Genomic DNA, 23,176 nt, shown 5'->3' with positions numbered 1-23,176 from the left:
TTTTTGCTAAGGCCGGCCGCTGGCGGGACGGCGCGACTGGCGGGACGCGGCGACTTCGCTTTTTCAGGCGAAGCGCCGGTAAGGGAGTGCTGAATTCAGCGGGGGATATCTATACCAGGAAGTCGTGTCGTGAACGTGTCAGATAACATCACGCCTGCGCTTCGTACAAGCAAAGCGCAGGCGCGGCTTCTTAATTCACGCCCTTGCCCCTGCCGGTCCAGTACGGCGCGCGCAACTCGCGTTTGAGTATCTTTCCGGCGCCCGACAGCGGCAACTGCGCGCGAAACTCCACGCTTTTCGGGCACTTGTAGCGGGCGATGAACGCGCGGCAATGCTCGCGTATCTCTTCTTCCGTCACGCGGGTGTCCGGCTTCGTCACGATGACCGCGTGCACCGTCTCGCCCCATTCGTCGCTCGGAACGCCGATCACCGCGCACATCGCGACGGCGGGATGACGCCCGATCGCGTTCTCAACTTCCGAAGAGTAGACGTTCTCGCCGCCGCTCACGATCATGTCCTTCATGCGGTCGACGATGAACACGTGTCCTTGCGCGTCCATCCACGCGCCGTCGCCGGTGTAGAGCCAGCCGTCGCGGATCGCCTGCGCCGTTTCCGCGGGCTTGTTCCAGTAGCCGCGCGTGATGCTCGGCCCGCGCAGCACGATTTCGCCGACGGCCCCACGCGGCACCTCGACGCCGCGCTCGTCGACGATCTTCAGCAGCGTGCCGAGTCCGGCGCGCCCGACGGACAGCGACAGCCCGCTCCTGCGCGCCTCGGCGCGATGATTCTCCGGCGGGTTCGTGGTGACGACCATCGCTTCGGTGAGCCCGTACGACTGGTAGAAGTCGACGCCCGGAAAGCGCTCCATCGTGCGCTCCAGCACCGACGAGACGATCGGCGACGCGCCGTACACGAGCCGCTTCACGCTCGACAAATCACGCGTCCCGAAATCGGGATGATCGATGAGCGCCTGGATCATGGTCGGCACAAGGCCCACTTCGGTCACGCGTTCACGCTCGATGGTCGCAAGCACTTCCTGCGCATTGAATGCGGGCACGATTACGTGCGTTTCGCCCGCGATGAACTGGTTGAGCGCGCGCGACAACGCCGCCGCATGAAAGAGCGGCGCGGCGTGCAGACTTCTTCCACCCTTGAGCGGCGGCGCTTCCGCCACACGCGACATGCAGCCCGCCCACACATTTCGATGGCTCTGCATCACGCCCTTCGGGAAGCCGGTCGTGCCGCCCGTGTACATGATGATCGCGAGGTCCTCGTAGCCACGCCAGGCGTCATCGACCGGCGCGTTCTGCTCGATCAGCATTTCATACGGCAGCATGCCGTCGGGCGTCACGCCCTCCCCGGCATGGATGAAAAGAGGCGTGCGCTTCGCCGACTGCGCGATGCCCGCAGCCATCGGCATGAACTGATCGTCGATGAAAAGCATGCCGGTGTCGCAGTCGTCGAGCGAATAGACGACTTCGGGCACGCTCCAGCGAATGTTCACCGGATTGAGCACGCCGCCGCCCCACCACACGGCCATGACGATTTCGAGGAAGCGGTCGGAGTTGAGCGCAAGCACGCCGACGCGATCGTTCTCCTTCATGCCCGCGGCCTTCAGTGCGCCGGCGAGACGTGCGACGCGGTCATGGAATTCGTCGTAACGACGCTGCCGGCCACGGAAGATCGTGGCGATCTTCTCCGGGCTTTGCTGCAGGCAGCGGTGCAGGCTGTTCGTGAGATACAACGTCGTCTCCTGATATTCGTTCTGTTATTTTGCGTTCGATGCGACACGCGCGCGGCGCTTCACTGGCTCAATTGCTCATGGCGGCGCAATACTGCTCCACATGGTAGTCCGTGTCGCCGAGCAGGACATCCACCATCGTCAGATGCTTGAAGTAGTCGCCCACGTTCAGCTCATCGGTCAAGCCCATTCCGCCGTGCAACTGCACCGCCTGCTGCCCGACGAAGCGCGCCGCGCGCGCCACCACCACTTTCGCGCCCGACAGCATGCGGCGGCGCGCGGCGGGATCGGGTTCGTCGAGCGCCCTCGCTGCGACATAAGCCATGGAGAGCGCGCACTCCTTCTGCACGAGCATGTCCGCCAGCCGATGCTGCAGAACCTGAAACGCCGCAAGCGGCTTGCCGAACTGCTTGCGCGTGTCGAGGTAATCGCGCGTGATCTCGATCAGCCGCTCCATCGCCCCGGACGCATACGCGCATTGCGCGGCGATGCCGTGGGCAAGCCCGTGCTCCAGCGCATCCAGCCCGTTTGAAGCGCTGCCGACGAGCGCGTCCGCTGGCAGCTTCACGTGAGCGAACCTAAGGTCGGCGCCGTGCTGGCCGTCCATGGCCGGATATCGCGTGATGGTGACGCCGGCCGTGTCGCGCGGCACGATAAAGAGCGCGACCGACGCGCCCACGCGCGCGCTCACGAGCCAGCCATCGGCGGCATGGCCGTGCCAGACGACGCACTTGCGGCCTTCGAGCACGTAGCCCTCGTGCTGGCGCGTAGCCGTGCACTGCGCCGTCTCGGGACGGTAACGCGAAGCCGGCTCCAGATACGCCAGAGCGAGCATGCGCTCGCCCGCCGCGAGCGCCGGCAGCCACGCATCCTTCTGCGCTTCGCTGGCATGGGCGGCCAGCACGGCGGCGCTCATCACCGCACCGGCGATGACCGGCTCGACCACCAGCCCGCGCCCCAGCTCACGCTGCACGACGAGCTGGCTCGCCGCGCTTTCGCCGAAGCCGCCGAACGCGGCCGGAATCGTGAGGCCGGGCACGCCCATCTCGGCGAGCGCGCGCCAGATGTCGCGATCGCAGCCCGCCTCTGCTCGCGAGATCCGGCGGCGATCGTCGAAGGTGTATTGCGTATCGATGAAACGGCGCAGGCTGTCCGCCAGCATCCGCTGCTCTTCGCTGAGTTCGAAATCCATATGTGTCTGCCCCCGCGATTCAAGACTGCATCATCATGCGAGCGATGATGTCTCGCTGCACTTCGTTGGCGCCGCCGTAGATAGAGATCTTGCGCATGTCGAGATAACTCGCGCACGCGGGCGCGGCCCAGGACGGCACGCCATCGGGAGGCGCCGTGCCCGCATCGAGCCAGTCGGTGTCGAACGGCCACGCGTGCGGCCCGGCCACTTCCATTTGCAGCATCGCGATGTCCTGCTGAATCTCGGCGCCGCGAATCTTGACGATCGACGCCTCCGGTCCCGGCTGGCCGCCGCTCTGCGCAGCCACGCGCAGCAGCAGCATTTCCAGCGCCATCAGGTCCATCTCGACGCGCGCGATCTTCTCGCGCATGCGCGCGTCATCGATCAGCACGCCGCCGCGCCCGTCCGCCGCCGCGCCCGCGAGACGCTTGAGCCGCGCGATCTCGCGATGACACTGCCCGATGCCCGCGATACCCGTGCGCTCGTGCCCGAGCAGGTATTTCGCATAGGTCCAGCCGCGGTTCTCCTCGCCGACGAGATTCGCCACCGGCACTTCCACTTCTTCGAGCCAGGTTTCGTTGATGTCGCGCCCGCCGTCGAGCGTCACGATCGGCCGCACGGTCACGCCCGGACTCTTCATGTCGATGAGCAGCATCGAGATGCCTTCCTGCGGCTTCACGTCCGGATTCGTGCGCACGAGGCAGAAGATCCAGTCGGCGTACTGCGCATAGGTCGTCCAGGTTTTTTGCCCGTTGACGATGTAGCGGTCGCCCCGGCGCACCGCGCGCGTTTTCAGCGACGAAAGATCGGAGCCCGCTCCCGGTTCGGAATAGCCCTGACACCAGAAGTCTTCCATGCCAGGAATGCGCGGCAGGAAACGCGCCTGCATCTCGGGGCTCGCGTATTTCATGAGTACCGGGCCGATCATCGAAAGGCCGAACGGGATCAGGCGCGGCGCGCCCGCGCCGATCGTCTCGATCTCGAAGATCACGCGCTGCAACGGACTCCAGCCCGTGCCGCCGTGCTCCTTGGGCCAGGCCGGCGCGCCCCAGCCCTGCGCATGCAGGATGCGGTGCCAGCGCACGTAGTCGTCCTTGCCCAGGCGGCGCTGTTGCCCGACTTTCTCGCGGATGTCATCCGGCAGATGAATTCGCAGGAAGGCGCGAACTTCCTCCCGGAAGCGCTCGTCGTCCGCGGTGAAGCGCAGATCCATCGGTGTCTCCTTGTGCTGCTGATCGTGGCAACGAGCGTAAATCGCGGCCATGCAGCGCTGCCCACCGGTTTTGGGGGGCGTGCGAAGGCCGTGGCGGTGCGCCCCCCCATCGGCGGTGGGCAGCGGCGCATCGCCACGCCGGACCATCGTTGCTGTAAGGCCACCAGCGATTGCGCCAACCAGGAACCCGACATGCAGATTCAACGAAGCGTCTACCGCGAAGACCACGAGATGTTCCGCACCACCGTGCGCCGCTTTTTCGAGCGCGAATGCCTGCCGCGTCAGGCGCAATGGAACGAGGCCGGCATGGTCGACCGCGAAACGTGGCGAAAGGCCGGCCGCGAAGGTCTGCTGTGCGTCACGCTGCCGACGGAGTACGGCGGCGGCGGCGGCGACTACGGCCACAGCGCGGTCATGGCCGAGGAAGTGGCGCGCTGCGGCCTGTCCGGCGTCACCTTCAACATGCACTCGGACATCATCGCGCCGTATATCGCGCGAGTCGGCAACGCCGCGCAGAAGGACAAGTGGCTGCCGGGCGCGTGCTCGGGAGAGATCGTGCTCGGCATCGCGATGACCGAGCCCGGCACCGGCAGCGACCTCAAGGCCGTGCGCACGACCGCCGTGCGCGACGGCGACGAATACGTGATCAACGGCAGCAAGACTTTCATCAGCAACGGCATTTCGGGCGATCTGTTCATCGTCGTGTGCAAGACCGATCCGGCGGCGGGTGCGAAGGGCATCAGCCTGATCGTCGTGGAGGCGGATCGCGAAGGCTTCAGGCGCGGCCGCAAGCTCGACAAGGTCGGGCTGCACGCGCAGGACACCGCCGAGCTCTTCTTCGACAACGTGCGCGTGCCGGTTTCGAACCTGCTCGGCGAAGAAGGCATGGGCTTCAAATATCTGATGGCCGAACTGCCGCAGGAGCGCTTCTCTATCGCGCTCGCCGCCGCCGCGAGGCTCGAAACGGCGCTCGAACAGACGATCGCCTACGTGAAGGACCGCAAGGCTTTCGGACAAACCGTGTGGGATTTCCAGAACACACGCTTCAAGCTCGCGGATATCCAGACGCAGACCATCGCGGTGCGCCTCATGATCGATCACTACCTGGGCGAGCACATGCGCCGGCGGCTCTCGCTCGAAGAGTCGGCCGTAGCCAAGCTGTTCGCCACGGAAACCCTCGGCCGCGCGCTCGACGAGATGGTCCAGTTGCACGGCGGCTACGGCTACATGCTCGAGTACCCGGTCGCGCGCGCGTTCGTCGATGCGCGCGTGAACCGCATCTACGGCGGCACGAGCGAAGTCATGCGCGAGCTCATCTCGCGCGCGCTCTGAAACGCATTCCACCATCAACAGGAGAGAGACATGACACGTAAGGTATTTGTCGCGGGCGTCGGCATGATTCCGTTCGCTAAACCCGGCGCGAGCGCGCATTACGACGAGATGGGCGCTTTTGCGATCCGCGACGCGCTCGGCGATTCGGGCGTCGCGTTCGAGCACATTCAGCAGGCATTCGCGGGCTACGTCTACGGCGATTCGACCTGCGGGCAGACCGCGCTCTATCGCGTCGGCATGACGGGCATTCCCGTCGTCAACGTGAACAACAACTGCGCGACGGGCTCGTCCGCGCTGTTTCTCGCGCATCAGGCGGTGAAGAGCGGCATGGTCGATTGCGCGCTCGCCTTCGGCTTCGAGGAAATGCAGCCGGGCGCGCTGAAAAGTCATTGGGACGACCGTCCGCGCGCCATGGCGAAATTCATCGACATCGCCGATCGCCTCGTGCCGGACTCCGATCAGCCCGGCGCGATCCGCATGTTCGCGGGCGCGGGCCAGACCCACATGAAGAAATACGGCACGAAGCTCGAAACCTTCGCGAAGATTCGCGCGAAGGCGAGCCAGCATGCCGCGCGCAATCCGCTCGCGATCTTCCGCAAGGTCGTGACGCCCGAGGAAGTGCTCGCCTCGCCCACCGTCTGGGAAGGTGTGCTCACGCGCCTGATGGCCTGCCCGCCGACCTGCGGCGCGGCGGCCGCGATCGTCGTTTCCGAAGCGTTCGCGCGCAAGCACGGCCTGCGCGCCGATGTCGAAATCGCCGGGCAGGCGCTCACCACCGACGGCCCCGCGCTCTTCGACAACCCCGACATGATCGACCTGGTCGGCTTCGGCATGACGCAATCGGCGTCGCGCTCGGTCTACGAGCAGGCGGGCATCGGTCCTGAAGACATCGACGTGATCGAACTGCACGATTGCTTCGCGCAGAACGAACTCATCACCTACGAAGGGCTCGGCCTGTGCGGGCGCGGCGAAGCCGAGCGGCTCGTCGAGAACGGCGACAACACCTATGGCGGACGCTGGGTCGTGAATCCGTCGGGCGGGCTGCTTTCGAAGGGGCATCCGCTCGGCGCGACCGGCCTCGCGCAGTGCTTCGAGCTCGTGCATCAGATTCGCGGCACGGCGGGCGACCGTCAGGTCAAGGGCGCGAAGGTCGCGTTGCAGCACAACCTCGGACTGGGCGGCGCGTGCGTCGTCACGGCCTTCAAGAAAGCGGCCTGAGGAGCGCGCCATGCTCGACAAGTCATTCATCGGCAAGTCCCTGCCCTCTTTCTACGCGACCGCCGAAGCGGGCCAGCTCGCCCTCTTCGCGAAGGCGACCGGCGAAACGCGGCCCGAGTACAGCGAGGAATCCGCCGCGCGCGATGCCGGTCATCCCGGCCTGCCGCTGCCGCCCACGTTTCTGTTCTCGCTGGAACTCACGTATCCGTCGGCCGGATGGCGCGAAGCGATGGGCATTCAGGGCTCGCGCATCCTGCACGGGGAGCAGTCGTTCACCTATCACCGCATGGCGTACGCGGGCGAGAAGCTGCTGTTCGAAAGCCGCATCGCCGACATCTACGACAAGAAAGGCGGCTCGCTCAGCTTCGTCGTGCGCGAAACGCGCGTGACGAATCCGCGTGGCGAGCATGTCGCGGATCTGCGCAGCGTGCTCGTGCATCGCAATGGCTGACCAGCCGACCGGGAGACACATCATGGACATCAACACGCTCAAGGTAGGCGACACGCTGCCGGCGCTCACGCTCGCGCCGGTGAACCGCACGACGCTCGCGCTGTTCGCGGGCGCATCGAACGATCACAACCCGATTCATATCGACATCGATTACGCACGCCGCGCGCGCATGCCCGATGTCTTCGCGCACGGCATGTTGTCGATGGCCTGGCTCGGACGCCTGCTCACTCAATGGACCGACCAGCGCAAGCTGCGCGAATTCGGCGTGCGCTTCACCGGCATCACGCATCTCGGTCATGAAATCACGTGCACGGGAAAGGTCGTCGAAAAATTCGAGCACGACGGCGAAAAGCGCGTGCGGCTGGAGCTTCACACAACCAATCAGTATGGCGAAGCCAAGGTGCTCGGCGACGCGGTGATCGCAGTCTGAAGACATTCACAGGAACACGGACATGGGAAAACTGGAAGGAAAGGTCGCGCTCGTCACGGGCTCGGGGCGCGGCATCGGACAAGCCATTGCGATGAAGCTGGCAAGCGAGGGCGCGCGCATCGTCGTCAACGATCTCGACGCGGACCCCGCGCATGAAACGGTCGAAGCGCTGAAGAAGAGCGGCGCCGATGCAGTCGCGTGCGTGGGCAGCGTCGCCGCGCCGGACTTCGCGGAGCGCTTTGTGGGCACGGCCGTCAAGGCGTTCGGCGGCATCGACATCATCGTGAACAACGCAGGCTATACCTGGGACGACGTGGTCCAGCGCATGACCGACGAGCAGTGGTATGCGATTCTCGACTGCCATCTGACCGCGCCGTTCCGCATCCTGCGCGCGGCGTATCCGCATATCAAGGCGCAATGGCAGGCGGAAAACGCCGAGGGTCGCGAAGTGTTCCGCAAGATCGTCAACGTCTCGTCCGTGTCGGCGCTGAACGGCAACGCGGGCCAGTTGAACTACTCGTCGGCGAAGGCGGGCGTGATCGGCATGACGCGCGCGCTGTCGCGCGAATGGGGCCGCATGAAGGTGAACGTCAATGCCGTCGCTTTCGGGCTGATCCACACGCGCATGACCGACGCCGACGCCAAGGAAGGCGCCACGGTGAAGATCGAAGGACGCGACATCCGCGTGGGCATCAATCCCGAGTTGCTGAAAACGCATGCGCAGCGCAACCCGCTGGGCCGGGGCGGCACGCCCGAGGAAGCCGCGGGCGCGGTGTATCTGTTCTGCCTGCCCGAGTCGAACTACATCACGGGTCAGATCGTGGCCGTGGCGGGAGCGCCGCAGTGACCGCCGATCGATCCGTCTGAACCTTCGCCGCCGCATCGGCTTGCCGGTGCGGCGGGTCCATTTTCGCGCCAAGCCAAGCGAGAGTCGCCATGACAGCTTCGTCCGATTTCAGGCCCCGGTCCGCGTGGTCCATGACCATCCTTCTCACCGGGCTCGCGCTCATCAACTTTCTCGACAAGGTCGTGATCGGCGTCGTGGCCGTGCCGATGACGAAAGACCTGGGTCTCAGCCACGCCCAGTTCGGCCTTGTCGCGGGTTCGTTCTTCTGGTTGTTTTCCATATCGACGGTGCTGGTCGGCCTCGTGTCGAACCGCGTCCAGACGCGCTGGCTGCTGCTCGCGATGGGCGTTGCCTGGGCGGTGCTGCAGATTCCGCAAGCCCTGACGACGAGCGTGCTCGCGCTGCTGTTATGCCGCGTGCTGCTCGGCGCGGCCGAAGGCCCGTTCATGCCGACGACCGTGCATGCGCTCTACAAGTGGTTTCCGGATCGCAAGCGCAATCTGCCGGTGGCGATCGTGAGTCAGGGCGCGGGGCTCGGCTTGCTGATGGCCGGTCTCGTAATTCCGCTCATCACCGCGCGCCACGGCTGGCGCATGAACTTCGTGCTACTCGGCGCGATTGGGGTCGTGTGGAGCGTGCTGTGGTTGTTCCTCGGCCGCGAAGGCAATCTGGACACGCAAGCCAGGCCGCGCGCTACCGCAAAGCTCGCCACGAAGCGCAAGCCCCTTCGCAAGACGCTCGCTGATCCCTCGGTGCTGTGCGTGCTCCTGCTCGGCTTCGCGGCGTACTGGTCGCTGAGCCAGCTCTTCACGTGGCTGCCCACCTATCTCGAGAAAGGTCTCGGCTATCCGAACGTGCAGGCGGGACGCTGGTTCGCGCTGGTCATCATCACCGCGACGCCGATCAACATCGGCCTGTCGTGGCTTTCGCAATTTTTACTGGAGCGCGGCGTGTCGACCCGCGTCGCACGCGTGAAGCTGCTCGCCGCCGCGCTGATCGCGAGCGGCGCGATCTATGTCACACCGCTGTTCGTCGAGCTCACGCACTTGCAGAAGGTGCTGCTGCTCGCGATCGGCGCGGGCCTGCCGACCGTGTGCTTCGCGATCGGGCCCGCGCTGCTCGCGGAAGTGGTGCCGGACGATCAGCGTGGCGCGGCGCTGGCAATGTACACCGCCATCGGCAGCCTGGGCGGCGCGCTCTCGCCCGCACTCATGGGTGCGCTGGTGCAACGCGGCGGCTCGCTCGCGACCGCCTGCGAACAGGGCTTCGCCACGTGCGCGGCGCTGGTCGTCGTCGCCGCGCTGCTCGCGCTGCGCTGGCTGAATCCGGAGCGTTCGCGGGAAGTGCTCGCCACGCCCCTGGCTGCGCCCGATGCGCGCACGACCGCGCTCTAACACACGCAAGAAGGAATGCACATGAAAACGCTCAACCGCTTCTACATCGACGGAAAATGGGTCGCGCCTGCCCACGGCGCCACGTTCCACGAGATCGTCAATCCCGCCGATGAAACGCTCACCGGCACGCTCGCGATGGGCGCCGCCGCGGACGTCGACCACGCCGTCGCCGCAGCCCGCGCCGCGTTCCCCGCCTGGTCGCAAACCACGCGCGAGGAGCGCATCGCGTTGCTCGAACGCATCATCGAGCGATATCGCGCGCGCATGGACGATATCGCGCAGGCCGTGAGGCTCGAGATCGGCGCGCCCATTTCGCTTTGCAAGGGAATGCACGCGCCCGTCGGACTGACGCAGCTCGAAAACGCGCTGCGCACGCTGCGCGACTTCGTCTTCGAGCGCAAGCATGGCCAGCATTGCGTGCGGCGCGAGCCGATCGGCGTCGCCGCGCTCATCACGCCGTGGAACTGGCCGCTCAACCAGATCGCCGCGAAAGTCGCTCCGGCGATCGCGGCGGGCTGCACCGTCGTGCTGAAGCCCTCGGAGATCGCGCCGCTCGACGCGGTCCTGTTCGCCGAGATCATGCACGAAGCGGGCACGCCCGCCGGCGTGTTCAACATGATCTTCGGCGACGGTCGCATCGTGGGTTCGGCGCTGAGCGCCCATCCGGATGTCGATATGGTGTCGATCACCGGCTCCACGCGCGCGGGCGTGGAAGTGGCGCGCGACGCCGCCGCGACCGTCAAGCGCGTGACGCAGGAACTCGGCGGCAAGTCGCCGCTGCTGATCCTCGACGACGCCGACGTGCGCGCCGCGATGAAAAGCGCCGTCGTGCAATGCATGACCAACTCGGGGCAGACGTGCGTCGCGCCCACGCGCGTGCTGGTGCCGCGCGCGCATCTGGACGAAGCGGTCGCCGTGGCCGCGGCGGTTGCGGACCAGCTCACCGTGGGCGATCCCGCGGACCCCGCCACGCGCATCGGTCCGGTGTCGAATCGCGCGCAGTACGACAAGGTGCTGAGGATGATTCGGGTGGGCGTCGAAGAAGGCGCGCGTCTCGTGACCGGCGGACCTTCGCGCCCGGCCGGCATGTCGCGCGGCTTCCATATCCGGCCGACGATCTTCGCGGACGTGCACAACGACATGGCCATCGCGCGCGAGGAAATCTTCGGGCCGGTCCTCGCGATCATCGCCTACGACAGCGAGGAAGAAGCCGTGGAAATCGCCAACGACACGCCCTACGGCCTGGCCGCCTACGTCTATTCCGGCGATGCCGAACGCGCGCGCCGCGTCGCGAACCGGCTGCGCGCCGGCATGGTGCGCATCAACGGCGCGGCGGCGGATCTGTCGCTGCCCTTCGGCGGCTACAAGACCTCGGGCAATGGCCGCGAATACGGCGACGAAGGCTTCGCCGAATACCTCGAAATCAAATCCGTGATGTGCTGAAAAGCGCGCGCTCAATTCAAAGGAGACTGCAATGAACTTCGACGTGCCCGGCGAATGGGTCGATTTCGGAGACGCCCTGATCCGCTTCATCGATCGCGAAGTGGCGCCGCTCGAACACGAACATCGCGCGTTGCTGGAAAGCGAGCATCGCGCCTATCAGGAGGACGGGCGTTACCGTCCCGAAGTGCTGGCGCTGCGCCGGCAAGTACGCATGCGTTCGGCGGAACTCGGCTTCTATACCGCGCTTTCCGACGAGTCGCTCGGCGGCGGCGGCCTCGGCGCACAGGCGAGCGTGTATATCCAGGAGCGGCTCAACGCGCATTGCGGCCCGGCGCGTCATCTCGTCCATACGGTCGTGCTGCCCTCTCCTTTCACCAACGGGCTTTCGCCGGTGCTGCGCCATCTCGATCCGGCCGTGCTCGATACCTGCCGCGACGCCCTCGCCTCGGGCGACAAAACCCTCTGCTTCGGTCTCTCGGAACCGGACGCGGGTTCGGACGTCTTCGCGATGCGCTCGCGCGCCGTGCGCGATGGCGACCACTGGGTCATCAATGGCACGAAGCAGTGGATCACCAACGCGCCCTACGCGGATTACGCGATGATCTTCGCGGTCACCGACGAAGAGAAGGCGCGCGCGCATCGGGGCGGTGTGACGGGTTTCTTCCTGCCGACGAGCACGCCCGGCTTTTCCGTGCCGAGCGTGATACCCGTGATGGGCCATCACGGTTCGGAGACGGGCATCGTCGCGCTGGACAACGTGCGCGTGCCGGACAGCCATCGTCTGGGTCCGGTCGATAACGGCCTTGCCGTCGCGCTCGACGGCGTGAACGCCGGCCGTCTCTCCATGGCCGCGAGCTGCCTTGGGCTCGCGCAGTGGGCGCTCGCGCAGTCGGTGGACTATGCGAAAGTCCGCAAGACCTTCGGGCGTCCGATCGCGGATCATCAGGCGGTGCAGTTCATGCTCGCCGACTGCGCGATGGACATCTACGCCAGCAAGTCGATGCTGCGCCACTGCGCGTGGCTCATCGACCAGGGTCTGCCCGCGATGAAGGAAGTGTCGATCGTGAAGGCGTCGGCGACCGAGATGGTCGGCCGCGTGTTCGATCGCGCCATCCAGGTTCACGGCGCGATGGGCCTGACCAACGAACTGCGTCTGGAAAAGGGCTATCGCTACGCGCGCACCGTGCGCATTCCCGACGGGACCTCGGAGATTCAGCGACGCACCATCGCGCGCAAGCTGCTCGACGGGGACGTCACGTTCGCTTGATTCGGGTCGTTCGCGGAGATCGACAAAACAAAACGGGAGGCCATGGCCTCCCGTCTTCGTTTCAACTGAGCGAGTTGTTCAGAACTGCGACATCGTCAGCATGTTCTTCACCGACTTCACGCCCGGCACGCCTTCCGCCGCCCTGGCCGCGAGCGTCATCTGCGAAGCCTCCGGCACACCGCCTTCGAGAATCACGGCGCCGTCCTTCGCGCGCACGGTGATGCCCGCCGCGACGAGCCCCTTGGTGCGCGCCAGCACGCGAACGACGTCTTTGCGCAGCTTGCGGTCGGCGGCTTTCGCATCCTTCGCGCTCATGGCGGGAGCGTCGCTGCTCACGGCGCGCGCCGACGATTGCGCGTGCGCGCCGAGCGAGGCCACGGCGACCAGCGCGGCGAACGCCATCCGGTCGAGTTTCAGGTATTTCATGTTGGTTGTTCCTTGTCTGACAGAATCAGAAGCGATGCATCATGCCGACCGCGGCCATCGACTGCGACGTTTCCAGGTTCGAAACCGCGATGCCCGTCCAGCTCATCGTCGCCGTGCCGTGGTTCTTCATGTAGCCCGCGCGCGCGTAGACCGACGTGCGCTTCGACAGCGCGTGATCCCAGCCCACCTGATATCCGAACGTGAAGTCGTTCGCGCCCCGCACGTTGCGCTGCAAGCCGGCGATTTCGAAAGTGTCGTACGGCGTGGCCTGGATCGTCGCGCCTATCTGCGCGATGCTGTAGGAGTGGACCGCGTTGAGACGCGCGGCGACCGAGCCCGGCTGGGCGTCGTCCGGCTTCGTGTAGATGTAAAACGCCTGCAGATTCACGATGCCGATGCGATAAGCCAGCGCACCGGTGAAACGCTCGCTGGCGACCAGATTGAGCGGCGCCGCCAGCGACGGCACGGTCATTTGTCCCGGACGCTGGTTCTGGTAAGCCAGCGCGCCGTAGAACCCGAAGCCGTTGTACTGGAGCGCGACGTCCAACACGTTGCCGTTGGTGGTCGGCGTGGGCTGCGTGACGGTCGCGGAGAGACCATAGAGCGCCGACAGCTTGAAGCCGGCGATGGTCGGCGACATGTACTGGATCGCATTGCTCTGTCGGCCGTTGAGGTATTGCACCGCGTTCGTGCTGGCGCCGCGCGCGAGAACCGCCGACGGGCCAAGCCCGAGCGCTTCGTCGAGCCGGAACGGCTCCGAATAGTAGATGGCGAAGAAGCTCGGCGTGTACTGACGGCCGAACCTCAGCGAACCATACTTCTCCTTCGACAGCCCGACCCACGATTGCCGGTAGAACATGGCAGTGGAATCGGCGAGAAATGTGCCGTTGTTGATGTTGAAGCCGTTCTCGATGGTGAAATCGGCTTTCAGCCCGTCGCCGAGATCCTCGCTGCCCTTGAGGCCGAACAGCGAACCGACGTTGCCGCCGCTGCGCATGGCCACCGTGCTGGTGCCGCCGTTGTTGTTCCAGAACCCGAATACGTCGAGCACGCCGTACAAGGTCACGCTCGATTGTGCCGATGCCGCCTGCGCGGCGCACAACATCGCAGCCCCGCAGATACTTCGCCTGACTAAACGCATGAATGTCTCCTCCACTGTGCTTCCGCACCCGGCGAATGCGGACGAATGGTCACCGCACAGCCGTATGGTTGTTATCGGCGCTCCGGTGACGTATCGAGTGTGGGGAAGATTTCGCCTGCGCCGCCTACCCGAATAGTGGGGGCGGGATAACCCTCGGGCGTTCGATGCGCGCCCCCCATCGGCGGTGGGCTCCGGTTTCGTGCATGCGCATACCTTTCGCATAGGCTCATGGGCGTCGCGTTTCATCCACGCCTTTGCAGCAACCACCTTTCCAAGAGGGCTAACAATGAATACGCGTGACAACGTCCAGTCCGAGACGGACGACATCGACTTTCAGAATGCGCGGCGTGGCTTCATCGGCACGATTCCCGATGCCGAGATTCTCGACAGCCGGGGCAGGACCGTATGGAGTCTGCGCGATTACGCCTTTCTCGACGATCCGGCGCCCGCGCCGACGGTCCATCCGAATCTCTGGCGGCAGGCGCGCCTCAACATGGAACACGGGCTCTTCAAGGTGACGGAGCGCATCTATCAGGTGCGGGGTTTCGACATCGCGAATGTGAGCTTCATCGAGGGCGATACGGGCGTGATCGTGATCGATCCGCTGACCGTCGCCGAGACCGCGCAAGCGGCGCTCGAGCTATATCGCAAGCATCGCGGCGATCGCCCGGTGACGGCGATGATCTACACGCACAGTCATGCCGATCACTACGGCGGCGCGCGCGGCGCACTCGACGAAACCGATGCGCACGCGCGTAAGGTGCCGATCATCGCGCCGCGCGGCTTCATGTGGCACACGGTCTCGGAGAACGTGATCGCGGGCAATGCCATGCTTCGGCGCGGCATGTTCCAGGCGGGCATGAGTCTGCCGAAGCACGCGTGCGGACAGGTCGATTGCGGGATCGGCAAGGGCGGGCCGATGGGTACGGTCACGCTGATCCCGCCTAACATGAGCATCGAGGAAGAGGTTGAAACGCATGTCATCGACGGCGTGAAGATCATCTTCCATCTTGCGCTCGAGAGCGAGGCGCCCTCGGAGATGTTCATGCATTTTCCCGAGCTGCGCGCGCTGAACACGGCGGAGATCGGCGTGCAGACCATGCACAATCTGTGTCCGCTGCGCGGCGCCCAAGTGCGCGATGCGCGGCTGTGGTCGCGTTATCTCGACGAAGCGCTCGACCGTTACGCGCCCACGGCGGATGTCGTGTTCGCGCAGCATAACTGGCCGACGTGGGGCAACGAGCGCATCCGCACGTATTTGCGTCAGCAGCGCGATCTGTACAAGCATCTGCACGATCAGACCGTGCGGCTCATGAATCACGGACTGACTGCGATCGAAGTCGCCGAGGTCATGAAGCTGCCGGATTCGCTTGCTTCGACATGGGCAAACCGCGGGTTTTATGGCGCAATCTCGCACAATGTGAAGGCGATCGTGCAGCGTTATCTCGGCTGGTACGACGGCAATCCCGCGCATCTTCACGCGCTGCCGCCCGAGGCTGCCGGGCCGCGTTACGTCGAGTACATGGGTGGCGCAAAGGCGGTTCTGGAGAAGGCGCGTGAGGATTACGCGCGAGGGGAATATCGCTGGGTCGCGGAAGTGACGAATCATCTGGTGTTCGCCGATCCGTCGAATCAGGAGGCTCGCGCCCTGTGCGCAGATGCGCTCGAACAGCTTGGTTTTTCGGCGGAATCGTCGACCTGGCGCAATGCATATCTGCTCGGCGCGCAGGAGTTGCGCAAGGGGGCGCCGAAGCTGCGGCGTCGGCATGTGAGCCGCGATCTGGTTTCGGTGTTGCCATTGGAGCTGCTGCTCGATTACTTCGCGGTGCGGCTCGATGGGGCGAAGGCGCAGGGCGAATGCATGGATATCGAGTGGTCGAACCCGGACACCGGGGAATGCGTCGCGATGCGGCTGGAGAACGCGACGATGACTTATCTTCCGGGGGCGGTGCGCGGCGTGGCGACGGCGAAGGTAGTGCTTACGCGTGCTGGGCTCACGGCGCTGCAGACGGGCGATGGGGATATCGCGGATGTGTTCGTGCGGCTTGTTGGGAAGGGCGAGATCAAGGTCGAAGGGGATGGGGGTTGTGTCGTGCGGTTGCTAGGCATGCTCGATGAGTTCGATCCTATGTTTAATGTTGTGGAGCCTTGAGAGGTGGTGTGGAGCGCGCCTTTGGGGGCGCGCTTCTTTTGGGCCGTCGATGAGGGAGACAAAGCACTTGCCGGGCTTTGAAGAGGTAGCGGCACTCGCGTGCTATCAGTGCGCCCATACGACCCACTTCGGCCCTTCACCTCCTCGGGCTATCAACGACCACGCAGGATACAACGGTCACTCGAGTAACCGCCTTGGCACGATGCTGCCGATTTACATTCCTTCAGCGCCCCATGTGCGGTGCTCTCGCGGCTACTCCTGCACCAGCCGGGCATGATGGTACTTAATCACATCCATGACCGCAGCGGTCATCACCGAGGTTGAGACTCCGAACATAAGGATGCCGTTGGCAGCTTCGATCGGGCCAAGCATGCGCCACTGCTTGGACATGACAATGTCGCCGTAGCCCAGCGTGATGAAGTTGACCGCGGAGTGATACAGAGCAGTGGCGAAATCGGAGAACTCGCCTAAGAACATGAATAGCGCAGCCCAGATGGCCATTTGGGCGAAATTGCAGAGCAAGGTCAGCAGCATCACGGTTATCAATAGCAGGGCGTCCACCCATAGCAAGTCCTGATTCTTGACGCTACGCCGGAAGCGCGCGTACCGACGCAGGCAGACGGCTACCACCACGCCTTGCAGCAGCAGGCACAGGACCATGGCCGGAGCGGCCGCCAGTACATTGTGTAGCATGATTGACTCCGTCTTCAGGGGTAGCGAGCAGGCAAAGAAAGCCGCAGTCGAGACCAGGAGATCGCAAGTTCACAACTTGCAACCTCGGCCAATCATAGGACACATTGCGTCAACCGCGCCCAGCCTTGCTCCGCTCCAAATTGCCGAACAGTTTGGCCCAACTAAAACGAGGGAGTGCATTTCACTTGAGTAAATTGCTGTCCCCCGGCCGAAGGGTGGGCGCAGCTATCGGGAGCGTTATGCACGAGCACCCTTCCGTGGCACGAGGTCGCTTTGAATCAGACGCTGCATCTTTGGGAAGCCGGGATCGTTTCAACACTCCCGTGCGGACTACTCCAGCGCGCTACGCATTGCTTCGAAAATTTCAGCTGGCACGGATTGGTGGTTCCAGTATGGATTCCGTGGAACCCTGTGCTCGAAGAGTGCGCCCCTGTTCAATCTGAGTGCGGGAAGCCAGTACCACGCGCCGCGACCGATCAGAACCAGTGCACCACGAGCAATGGCGTTCTTCGCCTGTTCGACCGCGAGGGCCATCGATGGCAAAGCGAGTTGCTTCGGATCATCCAACGCGGCGCTTGCCCACGGATGAATCTGAAGCATCGCCAGGCGCCGCGACACGTGTTGTGCACCAAACTCGGCGATCAAGTCACGGAAACGCGGGACGCTGTAGTCGCGCATGCCGGCGGGAGCCTCGGGATGCAGTGACGCATAGGGCCAGCCGTCGCGCTGAAAACGGTGATCATCCGAGGTGCTAGTACCGCCGAAACCGGGGTTGTTCATCAACACGAGAACCCGTGCCGTCGCAACGTCGCCCTCATAGGGCTGCGGCCCAAGCTGAGTCTGCAAACGGTATTCAGGTTTCAGGAACGGCCTCGCATGATAGCGGACGATTGCACTGGCATCGAGGCTGGTGATGTGATCAGGGTCAAAATGCAGCATCTAACAACGCCCCATAGTTGAGCCGATGTACTCCCTTCCGCTAATCTTCGAGGACGGCGGTTGGTGCCGACTACTTGATGTCCAGCCGGCGATATTCAGGCGATATTCAGGGTCGTCCATCAACATGCATAAAAAAGGCGCCGCTTAAGGGCGCGAAATCCGAGACGACCGGCGCTATTAATTGCAGTTTGTGTACGTTTGATTGGCGTACTGTTGGGTCGTGCAGTTGCGCATCGAACTGTGGCCTTGGCCGTCGTAGTAGGTCTGATTAGTGTAGGTTGTGTTGCCGAAGTTCTGCGACGTGGAGTTCATCGACTGGCCATTCGGACCCGAATAATTACCGTAAGCCGTATTGCCGTAGTGTTGTTGCGAGCCGTACCACTGGGCGTGCGCGGCCAGCGGCAGGAAAACTGCCGCACATAGGATCACTTTCTTCATTTGGTTCCTCGTCTTGTTTGCAAAATCGCGCCCGTTAAAAGCGCTTCGTAGCATACCCAGATACATCGCCGTCCGCCCCCCTCGGCAGAGGAGGGTGGGTTAACCCGTTTCCCGTGTACGGTCGAACCACTAATCGCGATGTCGCAGGCTCGCGGATTGAACAGCCGCTTACTCATTGCGGAGTCGCCGTTTGAATGTCCGGGCAATTGAATAAGCGGATGACGGTTCATGGCCGATTGGTTGAGGTCGCCATCCAGTTCGAATGGCCAGGGTCTCGTCCGCCACGGCTCAATGGCCGGTTTCCGGCGAGCAAATTGCCGGTGGCACCGCCTTAACCCGGCCAAGAGGAGTCACGCGCTTTCCGCGGATGACTGTCTGTTCGCAGTCCCGTTTTCGGAATAGGAAGAACTCGTGAAGTCTAAAAATCCAGCTTCATTTGCACGTTGTCAGAGGTCTTGTGACGCGCAAGTTTGCACGGGCCTCGCATGAACTGAGCTGTCGCGTCGAACACGGCAGCCAGGCAATCAACCAGTGGATGGGGCCACTCAGCAACGTGCAGAGCTGGTCGAGCAGGAAAGAGGTACCAGCTCGATGCACGTGTCATCGCGTAGCTATCTGATTTTCAGTGGAGCGCCCGAGCAGGTGCGGCTATTGATTCCGTGCATACATGTATGCACGATTGAACGGATACCGATCTTGAGTGGTGTCGGCTCCGAAGGACAACTGAGCCGGCGGTTCAAGGCTGTCGTCGGCGCGTGAAACCAGAATCTGAAACAGCGATGTCCACCCCCGTTCAAATCCCATCGCCGAACCAGCCAAGTAGAGGCGGTACGCTCGGATGATCCTTTCTGCATCTTTGCCGAGCGTTCTACGGGCCTCTTCAAGATGTGCCTCAAGCGCATCGACCCAAAGCCATAGCGTACGCACATAGTGCGGTCGCAGACATTCGGCATCCACAGGTTCGAGATTCCCGCGGGCCATGGCATCCATCATCACGCTAACGTGCACCAGCTGGCCACCGGGGAAAATATACTTTTCTATGAAGTCTCCCATTCCGCCATCGAGCTGGGCGTTATTGACGCCGCCAGCGGTAATGCTGTGATTCATCATGAGGCCACCCGGTTTGAGCAGGTCGCGCATTTTTGCGAAATACACAGGCAGGTTTGGGCGGCCTACGTGCTCACACATGCCGACTGATGCAATTTTGTCGAAGGGCATGGACTCGTCGACATCGCGATAGTCCTGCAGGAGCATCTTGACCCGCCCCTGCAGGCCCTTCTGCTCGATGAGCCGGTTGACGTAGGCATGCTGATTCCTCGACAGGGTGATGCCCGTCGCTGACACACCATAGTTCTCTGCAGCCCAGAACAGCAGCGCACCCCAACCGGCGCCCACGTCCAGAAAGCGCTCACCGGAGCGCAACATCAGTTTCCTGCAGATGTGATCGAGCTTGGCTTGTTGCGCCTCAGCAAGCGACATGGAAGGCGCAGAAAAATACCCGCAGGAATAGACGCGCAATGGATCGAGCCAGAGAGCATAGAACTCGTCGGAAATGTCGTAGTGGTGCTGGATCTGAGCGGCATCTCGAGCCTGGCTATGGTGAGTGCGCTCCCATATGGCATGACGGCTGTGAGTGATCGAACTCATTAGTCGGCCGCGGGTTGCCTGGGTCGGGTCATGGTGGAGCAGTGCGGGTGCGGCCGACATCAGGTCATGCAGATCGCCCACGATATCGATCCTGCCCTCCACGTAGTCTTCCGCCAGCCGCCCAATCGCTCCCTGCGTCAGGTGCAGGAGCGCACGCATGTCGCGGAGGACGAACGACAACCGGGGCTGCGCCGCTCCGATGCGATGACCGTCAGGAAAGCAGACCGAACAGGGCAGCGGTAAGCTGGCCAGCTTCCGTTCGGCCGGTTGCCGTAAAAAGGTGGATAGAGTCATGGCGGTTGTCTCCAACTGGCGATCTTGGGGAGATTTGACTTTCAGGTCAGGTGATTTCTCTGACTTCGCTCACCTTTTATTGCTCCCGTCCAGAGCGACGAACTCAATCAGGAGGGTGAGTACTTCTCCCTGTGTTCGAAGCATCGTTCATACCCAGGACGGAAGTCTGATCGGGGTCGACTGGCCGAAAGCGCGGCGGTGCGAGCTCGCCGGCGTAAGCTCTATGCAAGCATGCCGCCAGCGATTTCATGAAGCGAGTACTTGAAGCTCCGCTCGTCGCTCCGACACGACTCTGATCATTTACCCGCACGGATTCGACGCGGCCTTCATCAGTGCCGCGCCGCGGTCGCCCGTCGATGCGTTTTAAGCCTTCCTTAAGCGGCGCGGCCTATTTTTTAAGCGTCAGTTTGAAGCCCACGCATTGTTCAAAGCGCCGATGCGATAAGCCAGGGGAAACTCGAGCGTCCGCGGCGGCAGTCAAGCGTTGGGCCGCATACCTGCAAGGAGGGAAAAGCCATGAAAAGGCATCAGGTTTTCGCTGTCACCTGCGCATTATTTACCGCCGCTGTTTGCGGCACGACCGTGCAGGCAGCTGAGTCTCCGCGGAACGTCGGGGCAGACATGGGCAAGGTCTCGGGGAAGGGAAACGAGGCGTTCCAGCAGATCGAACTCGCGCGCCTCGCGATCTTCAACGGTCAGGGGGCGAAGGCCGCCACGCTTGTGAAAGCCGCCCAGAAATCGCTGCTGCAAGCGCAGGCGGACAATACTGCGTTTACGGCCGCTGAAAAGGATCTGAAACTTCCGCCTTCGGCGTCCAGCGTGCCGCGCAATGAACCGGACGTCGCTCGCGTTTCGCGGACCATGGTGTGGCTTCCGGTGGGTGCGGACGTCACTATTACGGACAAGCTCGCTCAGCCTTCCGGGAAATCAAGAGCCGTGGCGTCAGCAAATGAGCACATCAAGCAAGGGCAGCGGGACCAGGCGCTTAACGCGTTGAAAGTCGCGAACATCAACGTCGCGTACACGATGGAACTCGTACCGCTCAAACTGGTGATGGCCGACGTCGACGATGCCGCGAGGCTGATCTCCAGGCACAAGTACTATGAAGCCAACGACGCTCTGCACGAGGCGCTCGCGAGCGTACGGTATGACTGGGTCGATCTCGACGCCGTTCCGCAGCCGGCCTCGACCGCGCAACTGGCCGCGAAAACCGCGGACCATCCCGCTTCATCCTCGAGCACGCGGTAAAGGCTCCAGAATGTGCGGTAGCTCCGGACTGCGCCCGCTGTCGAGTTGCGGGCCGGGATCCGGTCGACGAGTTGCCGCGCGCCTGTTCAGCGAACATAGCAGCCTTGGTCTGGCTGCCGCACGCTCGCCGCGAGCGGAGCGGGACATCCTTGACATGCGTCTCACCTGGAGCGGCAAATGCCGGCGGTAAATCCGCGCGAGTCCCGGCTGCAGGTATTTCCAACGACAGCCTTCGCGATGGTCATGGCGACGGGCATCGTCTCGATCGCCGCGCGCCTGCTGGGCTACGACATCATTGGGTGGGTTCTTCTCGGCATCAATGTGGTGAGCTGGCCTGCGTTGCTTGCCATCAATCTATGCCGTCTGTTGCTCTATCCCCGTGCGGTGCATGCCGACATCGTCGACCACGGCCGGGGACCGGGGTTTCTCACGCTCGTCGCAGCGACCGCCGTGCTCGGCAGTCAACTATCGGCGTATCGCGTCCTGCAACCCGCGGTGCCCTGGTTGCTCGGGCTCGCGGCCGCGATGTGGCTCGTGATTACCTATGCGTTTCTCAGCGGAATGACGATTGGGCAAAGAAAGCCCGGTCTGCATACCGGGCTCAACGGGACCTGGCTGCTGCTGGTCGTCGCGACCGAGTCGATTGCCGTTCTTGCGATCGCCGTGTCGCAGATGAAGGGCGACGCTACGCCACTGCTCGATTTGCTCGCGCTCGGCGCGTGGCTGCTCGGCGGTGTGCTGTACATGATCCTGATCACGCTGATTTTCTATCGATGGTGCTTCGTGCCGATGACGGCCGCCGACCTGACGGAGCCATGGTGGATCAATATGGGTGCGATGGCCATTACCACATTGGCGGGCAGCGACCTCATTCTGGCGGCGCATGACGTGGCGGGTTGGCCCGGCGACGACCGAGTGGTGCTGCGGATTCTGACGACCGCATGCTGGGTCATGGCGACGTTCTGGATTCCTCTTCTTGTTGCGCTTTACATAGAGAAGCACGTGATCGTTGCCGAGCCGGTTCGCTATTCGGCGGCTGAATGGTCTGTCGTCTTTCCACTCGGCATGTACTCCGCCGCGACCGATCTGTACGCGGAGGCCACCGGGCTTCACGTTCTCGGCTACGTGGCTCGGGTGGCCGTACTCGTTGCCTTCGTGGCTTGGGCGCTAGCGTCGATCGGACTGCTACGCTCGGCGCTGCGCTCGGTCACGGGGAAATGACGGCTTCTACGCAGATGCCTGGCAGTGATCTGAGGGTGGTTCGCTCAACGCCGGTTGAAGCCGCGATGGCAAACAATTCTGTCTGGCAAGTTTTTTCGGCGACGCTTCCCACGCGGATAACAAGGCTACAAGTCAATCCTCGATCCCCCGCGCGCCACTGCACGGATAGCCACGTTCATGCTGAAGATGCTGGTCGGCGCCAGTCTCGCGGGACAGCCCGTCCGCTACAACGACAAAGCCAAATCCACGCGTGATGCCTGGCTGGACCGATGGCGCGTCGAAGGCCGCCTCGTCACCGTTTGCCCGGAAGTGACGGCGGGCTTCCCGATGCGCACCATTCCCAAGTGCGAAAGTGCATCGTCATGATTCGCCAAACCGAGGCTTCCGGACAACTGCAATTACCAGTTCAAGATGACCGCGCTACGGCGCGTTAGCGACATTCGAACGTA

At 63.5% G+C, this 23,176-nt stretch carries 21 protein-coding genes; 12 read left to right on the top strand and 9 right to left on the bottom strand.

Annotated elements, in window-relative coordinates:
* Positions 1-190: 190 nt before the first annotated feature.
* The 3 genes from AWB79_RS08960 to AWB79_RS08950 form a co-directional block, all read right to left on the bottom strand.
* Positions 191-1,744: an acyl-CoA synthetase gene (locus tag AWB79_RS08960; protein ID WP_061167064.1), complete on the bottom strand. Its 1,554-nt coding sequence runs from the start codon at positions 1,742-1,744 to the stop codon at positions 191-193.
* 67 nt (positions 1,745-1,811) lie between these two features.
* A complete protein-coding gene (locus AWB79_RS08955) occupies positions 1,812-2,933 on the bottom strand; it encodes an acyl-CoA dehydrogenase family protein (RefSeq protein ID WP_061167063.1) in 1,122 nt (373 codons plus the stop codon).
* 19 nt (positions 2,934-2,952) lie between these two features.
* Positions 2,953-4,146: an acyl-CoA dehydrogenase family protein gene (locus tag AWB79_RS08950; protein WP_061167339.1), complete on the bottom strand. Its 1,194-nt coding sequence runs from the start codon at positions 4,144-4,146 to the stop codon at positions 2,953-2,955.
* Between the two features lie 192 nt (positions 4,147-4,338).
* Between AWB79_RS08950 and AWB79_RS08945 the strand changes: the two genes are divergently transcribed.
* The 8 genes from AWB79_RS08945 to AWB79_RS08910 all read left to right on the top strand — a co-directional run bounded on the left by AWB79_RS08945 (position 4,339) and on the right by AWB79_RS08910 (position 12,528).
* The gene (locus AWB79_RS08945) at positions 4,339-5,478 is read left to right on the top strand and encodes an acyl-CoA dehydrogenase family protein (RefSeq protein WP_061167062.1); all 1,140 of its coding nucleotides are present in this window, start codon (positions 4,339-4,341) and stop codon (positions 5,476-5,478) included.
* Positions 5,479-5,508: 30 nt separating this feature from the next.
* Positions 5,509-6,696 (top strand): lipid-transfer protein, encoded by a 1,188-nt coding sequence (locus AWB79_RS08940; protein WP_061167061.1) that lies wholly within the window; start codon positions 5,509-5,511, stop codon positions 6,694-6,696.
* A 10-nt stretch (positions 6,697-6,706) separates the two neighbouring features.
* Positions 6,707-7,147, top strand: a complete 441-nt coding sequence (locus AWB79_RS08935; RefSeq protein ID WP_061167060.1) for a MaoC family dehydratase N-terminal domain-containing protein — start codon at positions 6,707-6,709, stop codon at positions 7,145-7,147.
* 22 nt (positions 7,148-7,169) lie between these two features.
* Positions 7,170-7,577 (top strand): MaoC family dehydratase, encoded by a 408-nt coding sequence (locus AWB79_RS08930; protein WP_061167059.1) that lies wholly within the window; start codon positions 7,170-7,172, stop codon positions 7,575-7,577.
* A 22-nt stretch (positions 7,578-7,599) separates the two neighbouring features.
* Positions 7,600-8,424, top strand: a complete 825-nt coding sequence (locus tag AWB79_RS08925; protein WP_061167058.1) for an SDR family NAD(P)-dependent oxidoreductase — start codon at positions 7,600-7,602, stop codon at positions 8,422-8,424.
* Between the two features lie 131 nt (positions 8,425-8,555).
* Entirely contained in the window at positions 8,556-9,818 is a 1,263-nt protein-coding gene (locus AWB79_RS08920) for an MFS transporter (RefSeq protein ID WP_232470854.1), read from the top strand.
* 21 nt (positions 9,819-9,839) lie between these two features.
* Positions 9,840-11,261, top strand: a complete 1,422-nt coding sequence (locus AWB79_RS08915; protein ID WP_061167338.1) for an aldehyde dehydrogenase family protein — start codon at positions 9,840-9,842, stop codon at positions 11,259-11,261.
* Positions 11,262-11,292: 31 nt separating this feature from the next.
* Positions 11,293-12,528: an acyl-CoA dehydrogenase family protein gene (locus tag AWB79_RS08910; RefSeq protein ID WP_061167056.1), complete on the top strand. Its 1,236-nt coding sequence runs from the start codon at positions 11,293-11,295 to the stop codon at positions 12,526-12,528.
* Between the two features lie 78 nt (positions 12,529-12,606).
* On the opposite strand, the gene AWB79_RS08905 is transcribed toward AWB79_RS08910, so the two are convergent.
* Both AWB79_RS08905 and AWB79_RS08900 read right to left on the bottom strand, forming a co-directional pair.
* Positions 12,607-12,954 carry a BON domain-containing protein gene (locus AWB79_RS08905; RefSeq protein WP_061167055.1) on the bottom strand — a complete coding sequence of 116 codons (348 nt, stop codon included), beginning with the start codon at positions 12,952-12,954 and terminating at the stop codon, positions 12,607-12,609.
* A gap of 25 nt (positions 12,955-12,979) precedes the next feature.
* The gene (locus AWB79_RS08900; protein ID WP_061167054.1) at positions 12,980-14,095 is read right to left on the bottom strand and encodes a porin; all 1,116 of its coding nucleotides are present in this window, start codon (positions 14,093-14,095) and stop codon (positions 12,980-12,982) included.
* 286 nt (positions 14,096-14,381) lie between these two features.
* Here AWB79_RS08900 and AWB79_RS08895 point away from each other — a divergent pair, with 286 nt between their 5' ends.
* On the top strand, positions 14,382-16,247 hold the full coding sequence (locus tag AWB79_RS08895) for an alkyl/aryl-sulfatase (RefSeq protein ID WP_061167053.1): 1,866 nt from the start codon (positions 14,382-14,384) through the stop codon (positions 16,245-16,247).
* 252 nt (positions 16,248-16,499) lie between these two features.
* Here the strand turns inward: AWB79_RS08895 and AWB79_RS08890 are convergent, their stop codons facing one another.
* The 4 genes from AWB79_RS08890 to AWB79_RS08875 form a co-directional block, all read right to left on the bottom strand.
* Positions 16,500-16,940 (bottom strand): potassium channel family protein, encoded by a 441-nt coding sequence (locus AWB79_RS08890; RefSeq protein ID WP_061167052.1) that lies wholly within the window; start codon positions 16,938-16,940, stop codon positions 16,500-16,502.
* Between the two features lie 330 nt (positions 16,941-17,270).
* Positions 17,271-17,879: a hypothetical protein gene (locus AWB79_RS08885; protein WP_061167051.1), complete on the bottom strand. Its 609-nt coding sequence runs from the start codon at positions 17,877-17,879 to the stop codon at positions 17,271-17,273.
* A 177-nt stretch (positions 17,880-18,056) separates the two neighbouring features.
* Positions 18,057-18,317 (bottom strand): hypothetical protein, encoded by a 261-nt coding sequence (locus tag AWB79_RS08880; RefSeq protein ID WP_061167050.1) that lies wholly within the window; start codon positions 18,315-18,317, stop codon positions 18,057-18,059.
* Between the two features lie 648 nt (positions 18,318-18,965).
* Positions 18,966-20,258: a class I SAM-dependent methyltransferase gene (locus tag AWB79_RS08875; RefSeq protein ID WP_061167049.1), complete on the bottom strand. Its 1,293-nt coding sequence runs from the start codon at positions 20,256-20,258 to the stop codon at positions 18,966-18,968.
* A gap of 516 nt (positions 20,259-20,774) precedes the next feature.
* Here AWB79_RS08875 and AWB79_RS08870 point away from each other — a divergent pair.
* The 3 genes from AWB79_RS08870 (at position 20,775) to AWB79_RS08860 (ending at position 23,093) form a co-directional block, all read left to right on the top strand.
* Entirely contained in the window at positions 20,775-21,506 is a 732-nt protein-coding gene (locus tag AWB79_RS08870) for a YfdX family protein (RefSeq protein ID WP_082862303.1), read from the top strand.
* Between the two features lie 177 nt (positions 21,507-21,683).
* A complete protein-coding gene (locus AWB79_RS08865) occupies positions 21,684-22,727 on the top strand; it encodes a tellurite resistance/C4-dicarboxylate transporter family protein (RefSeq protein ID WP_063963462.1) in 1,044 nt (347 codons plus the stop codon).
* A gap of 177 nt (positions 22,728-22,904) precedes the next feature.
* A complete protein-coding gene (locus AWB79_RS08860) occupies positions 22,905-23,093 on the top strand; it encodes a 2-thiouracil desulfurase family protein (protein ID WP_061167046.1) in 189 nt (62 codons plus the stop codon).
* Positions 23,094-23,176: the final 83 nt, after the last annotated feature.

It is taken from the genome of Caballeronia hypogeia, from assembly GCF_001544875.2.
Taxonomy (GTDB): domain Bacteria; phylum Pseudomonadota; class Gammaproteobacteria; order Burkholderiales; family Burkholderiaceae; genus Caballeronia; species Caballeronia hypogeia.
This window is presented reverse-complemented; position numbering and strand designations above follow the sequence as displayed.

Excerpts from the sequence above, each read along its gene's own strand:
- AWB79_RS08955 (WP_061167063.1), bottom strand. The coding sequence starts at position 2,933 with ATGGATTTCGAACTCAGCGAAGAGCAGCGGATGCTGGCGGACAGCCTG.
- AWB79_RS08950 (WP_061167339.1), bottom strand. The coding sequence starts at position 4,146 with ATGGATCTGCGCTTCACCGCGGACGACGAGCGCTTCCGGGAGGAAGTT.
- AWB79_RS08945 (WP_061167062.1), top strand. The coding sequence starts at position 4,339 with ATGCAGATTCAACGAAGCGTCTACCGCGAAGACCACGAGATGTTCCGC.
- AWB79_RS08940 (WP_061167061.1), top strand. The coding sequence starts at position 5,509 with ATGACACGTAAGGTATTTGTCGCGGGCGTCGGCATGATTCCGTTCGCT.
- AWB79_RS08935 (WP_061167060.1), top strand. The coding sequence starts at position 6,707 with ATGCTCGACAAGTCATTCATCGGCAAGTCCCTGCCCTCTTTCTACGCG.
- AWB79_RS08930 (WP_061167059.1), top strand. The coding sequence starts at position 7,170 with ATGGACATCAACACGCTCAAGGTAGGCGACACGCTGCCGGCGCTCACG.
- AWB79_RS08925 (WP_061167058.1), top strand. The coding sequence starts at position 7,600 with ATGGGAAAACTGGAAGGAAAGGTCGCGCTCGTCACGGGCTCGGGGCGC.
- AWB79_RS08920 (WP_232470854.1), top strand. The coding sequence starts at position 8,556 with ATGACCATCCTTCTCACCGGGCTCGCGCTCATCAACTTTCTCGACAAG.
- AWB79_RS08915 (WP_061167338.1), top strand. The coding sequence starts at position 9,840 with ATGAAAACGCTCAACCGCTTCTACATCGACGGAAAATGGGTCGCGCCT.
- AWB79_RS08910 (WP_061167056.1), top strand. The coding sequence starts at position 11,293 with ATGAACTTCGACGTGCCCGGCGAATGGGTCGATTTCGGAGACGCCCTG.
- AWB79_RS08905 (WP_061167055.1), bottom strand. The coding sequence starts at position 12,954 with ATGAAATACCTGAAACTCGACCGGATGGCGTTCGCCGCGCTGGTCGCC.
- AWB79_RS08900 (WP_061167054.1), bottom strand. The coding sequence starts at position 14,095 with ATGCGTTTAGTCAGGCGAAGTATCTGCGGGGCTGCGATGTTGTGCGCC.
- AWB79_RS08895 (WP_061167053.1), top strand. The coding sequence starts at position 14,382 with ATGAATACGCGTGACAACGTCCAGTCCGAGACGGACGACATCGACTTT.
- AWB79_RS08890 (WP_061167052.1), bottom strand. The coding sequence starts at position 16,940 with ATGCTACACAATGTACTGGCGGCCGCTCCGGCCATGGTCCTGTGCCTG.
- AWB79_RS08885 (WP_061167051.1), bottom strand. The coding sequence starts at position 17,879 with ATGCTGCATTTTGACCCTGATCACATCACCAGCCTCGATGCCAGTGCA.
- AWB79_RS08880 (WP_061167050.1), bottom strand. The coding sequence starts at position 18,317 with ATGAAGAAAGTGATCCTATGTGCGGCAGTTTTCCTGCCGCTGGCCGCG.
- AWB79_RS08875 (WP_061167049.1), bottom strand. The coding sequence starts at position 20,258 with ATGACTCTATCCACCTTTTTACGGCAACCGGCCGAACGGAAGCTGGCC.
- AWB79_RS08870 (WP_082862303.1), top strand. The coding sequence starts at position 20,775 with ATGAAAAGGCATCAGGTTTTCGCTGTCACCTGCGCATTATTTACCGCC.
- AWB79_RS08865 (WP_063963462.1), top strand. The coding sequence starts at position 21,684 with ATGCCGGCGGTAAATCCGCGCGAGTCCCGGCTGCAGGTATTTCCAACG.
- AWB79_RS08860 (WP_061167046.1), top strand. The coding sequence starts at position 22,905 with ATGCTGAAGATGCTGGTCGGCGCCAGTCTCGCGGGACAGCCCGTCCGC.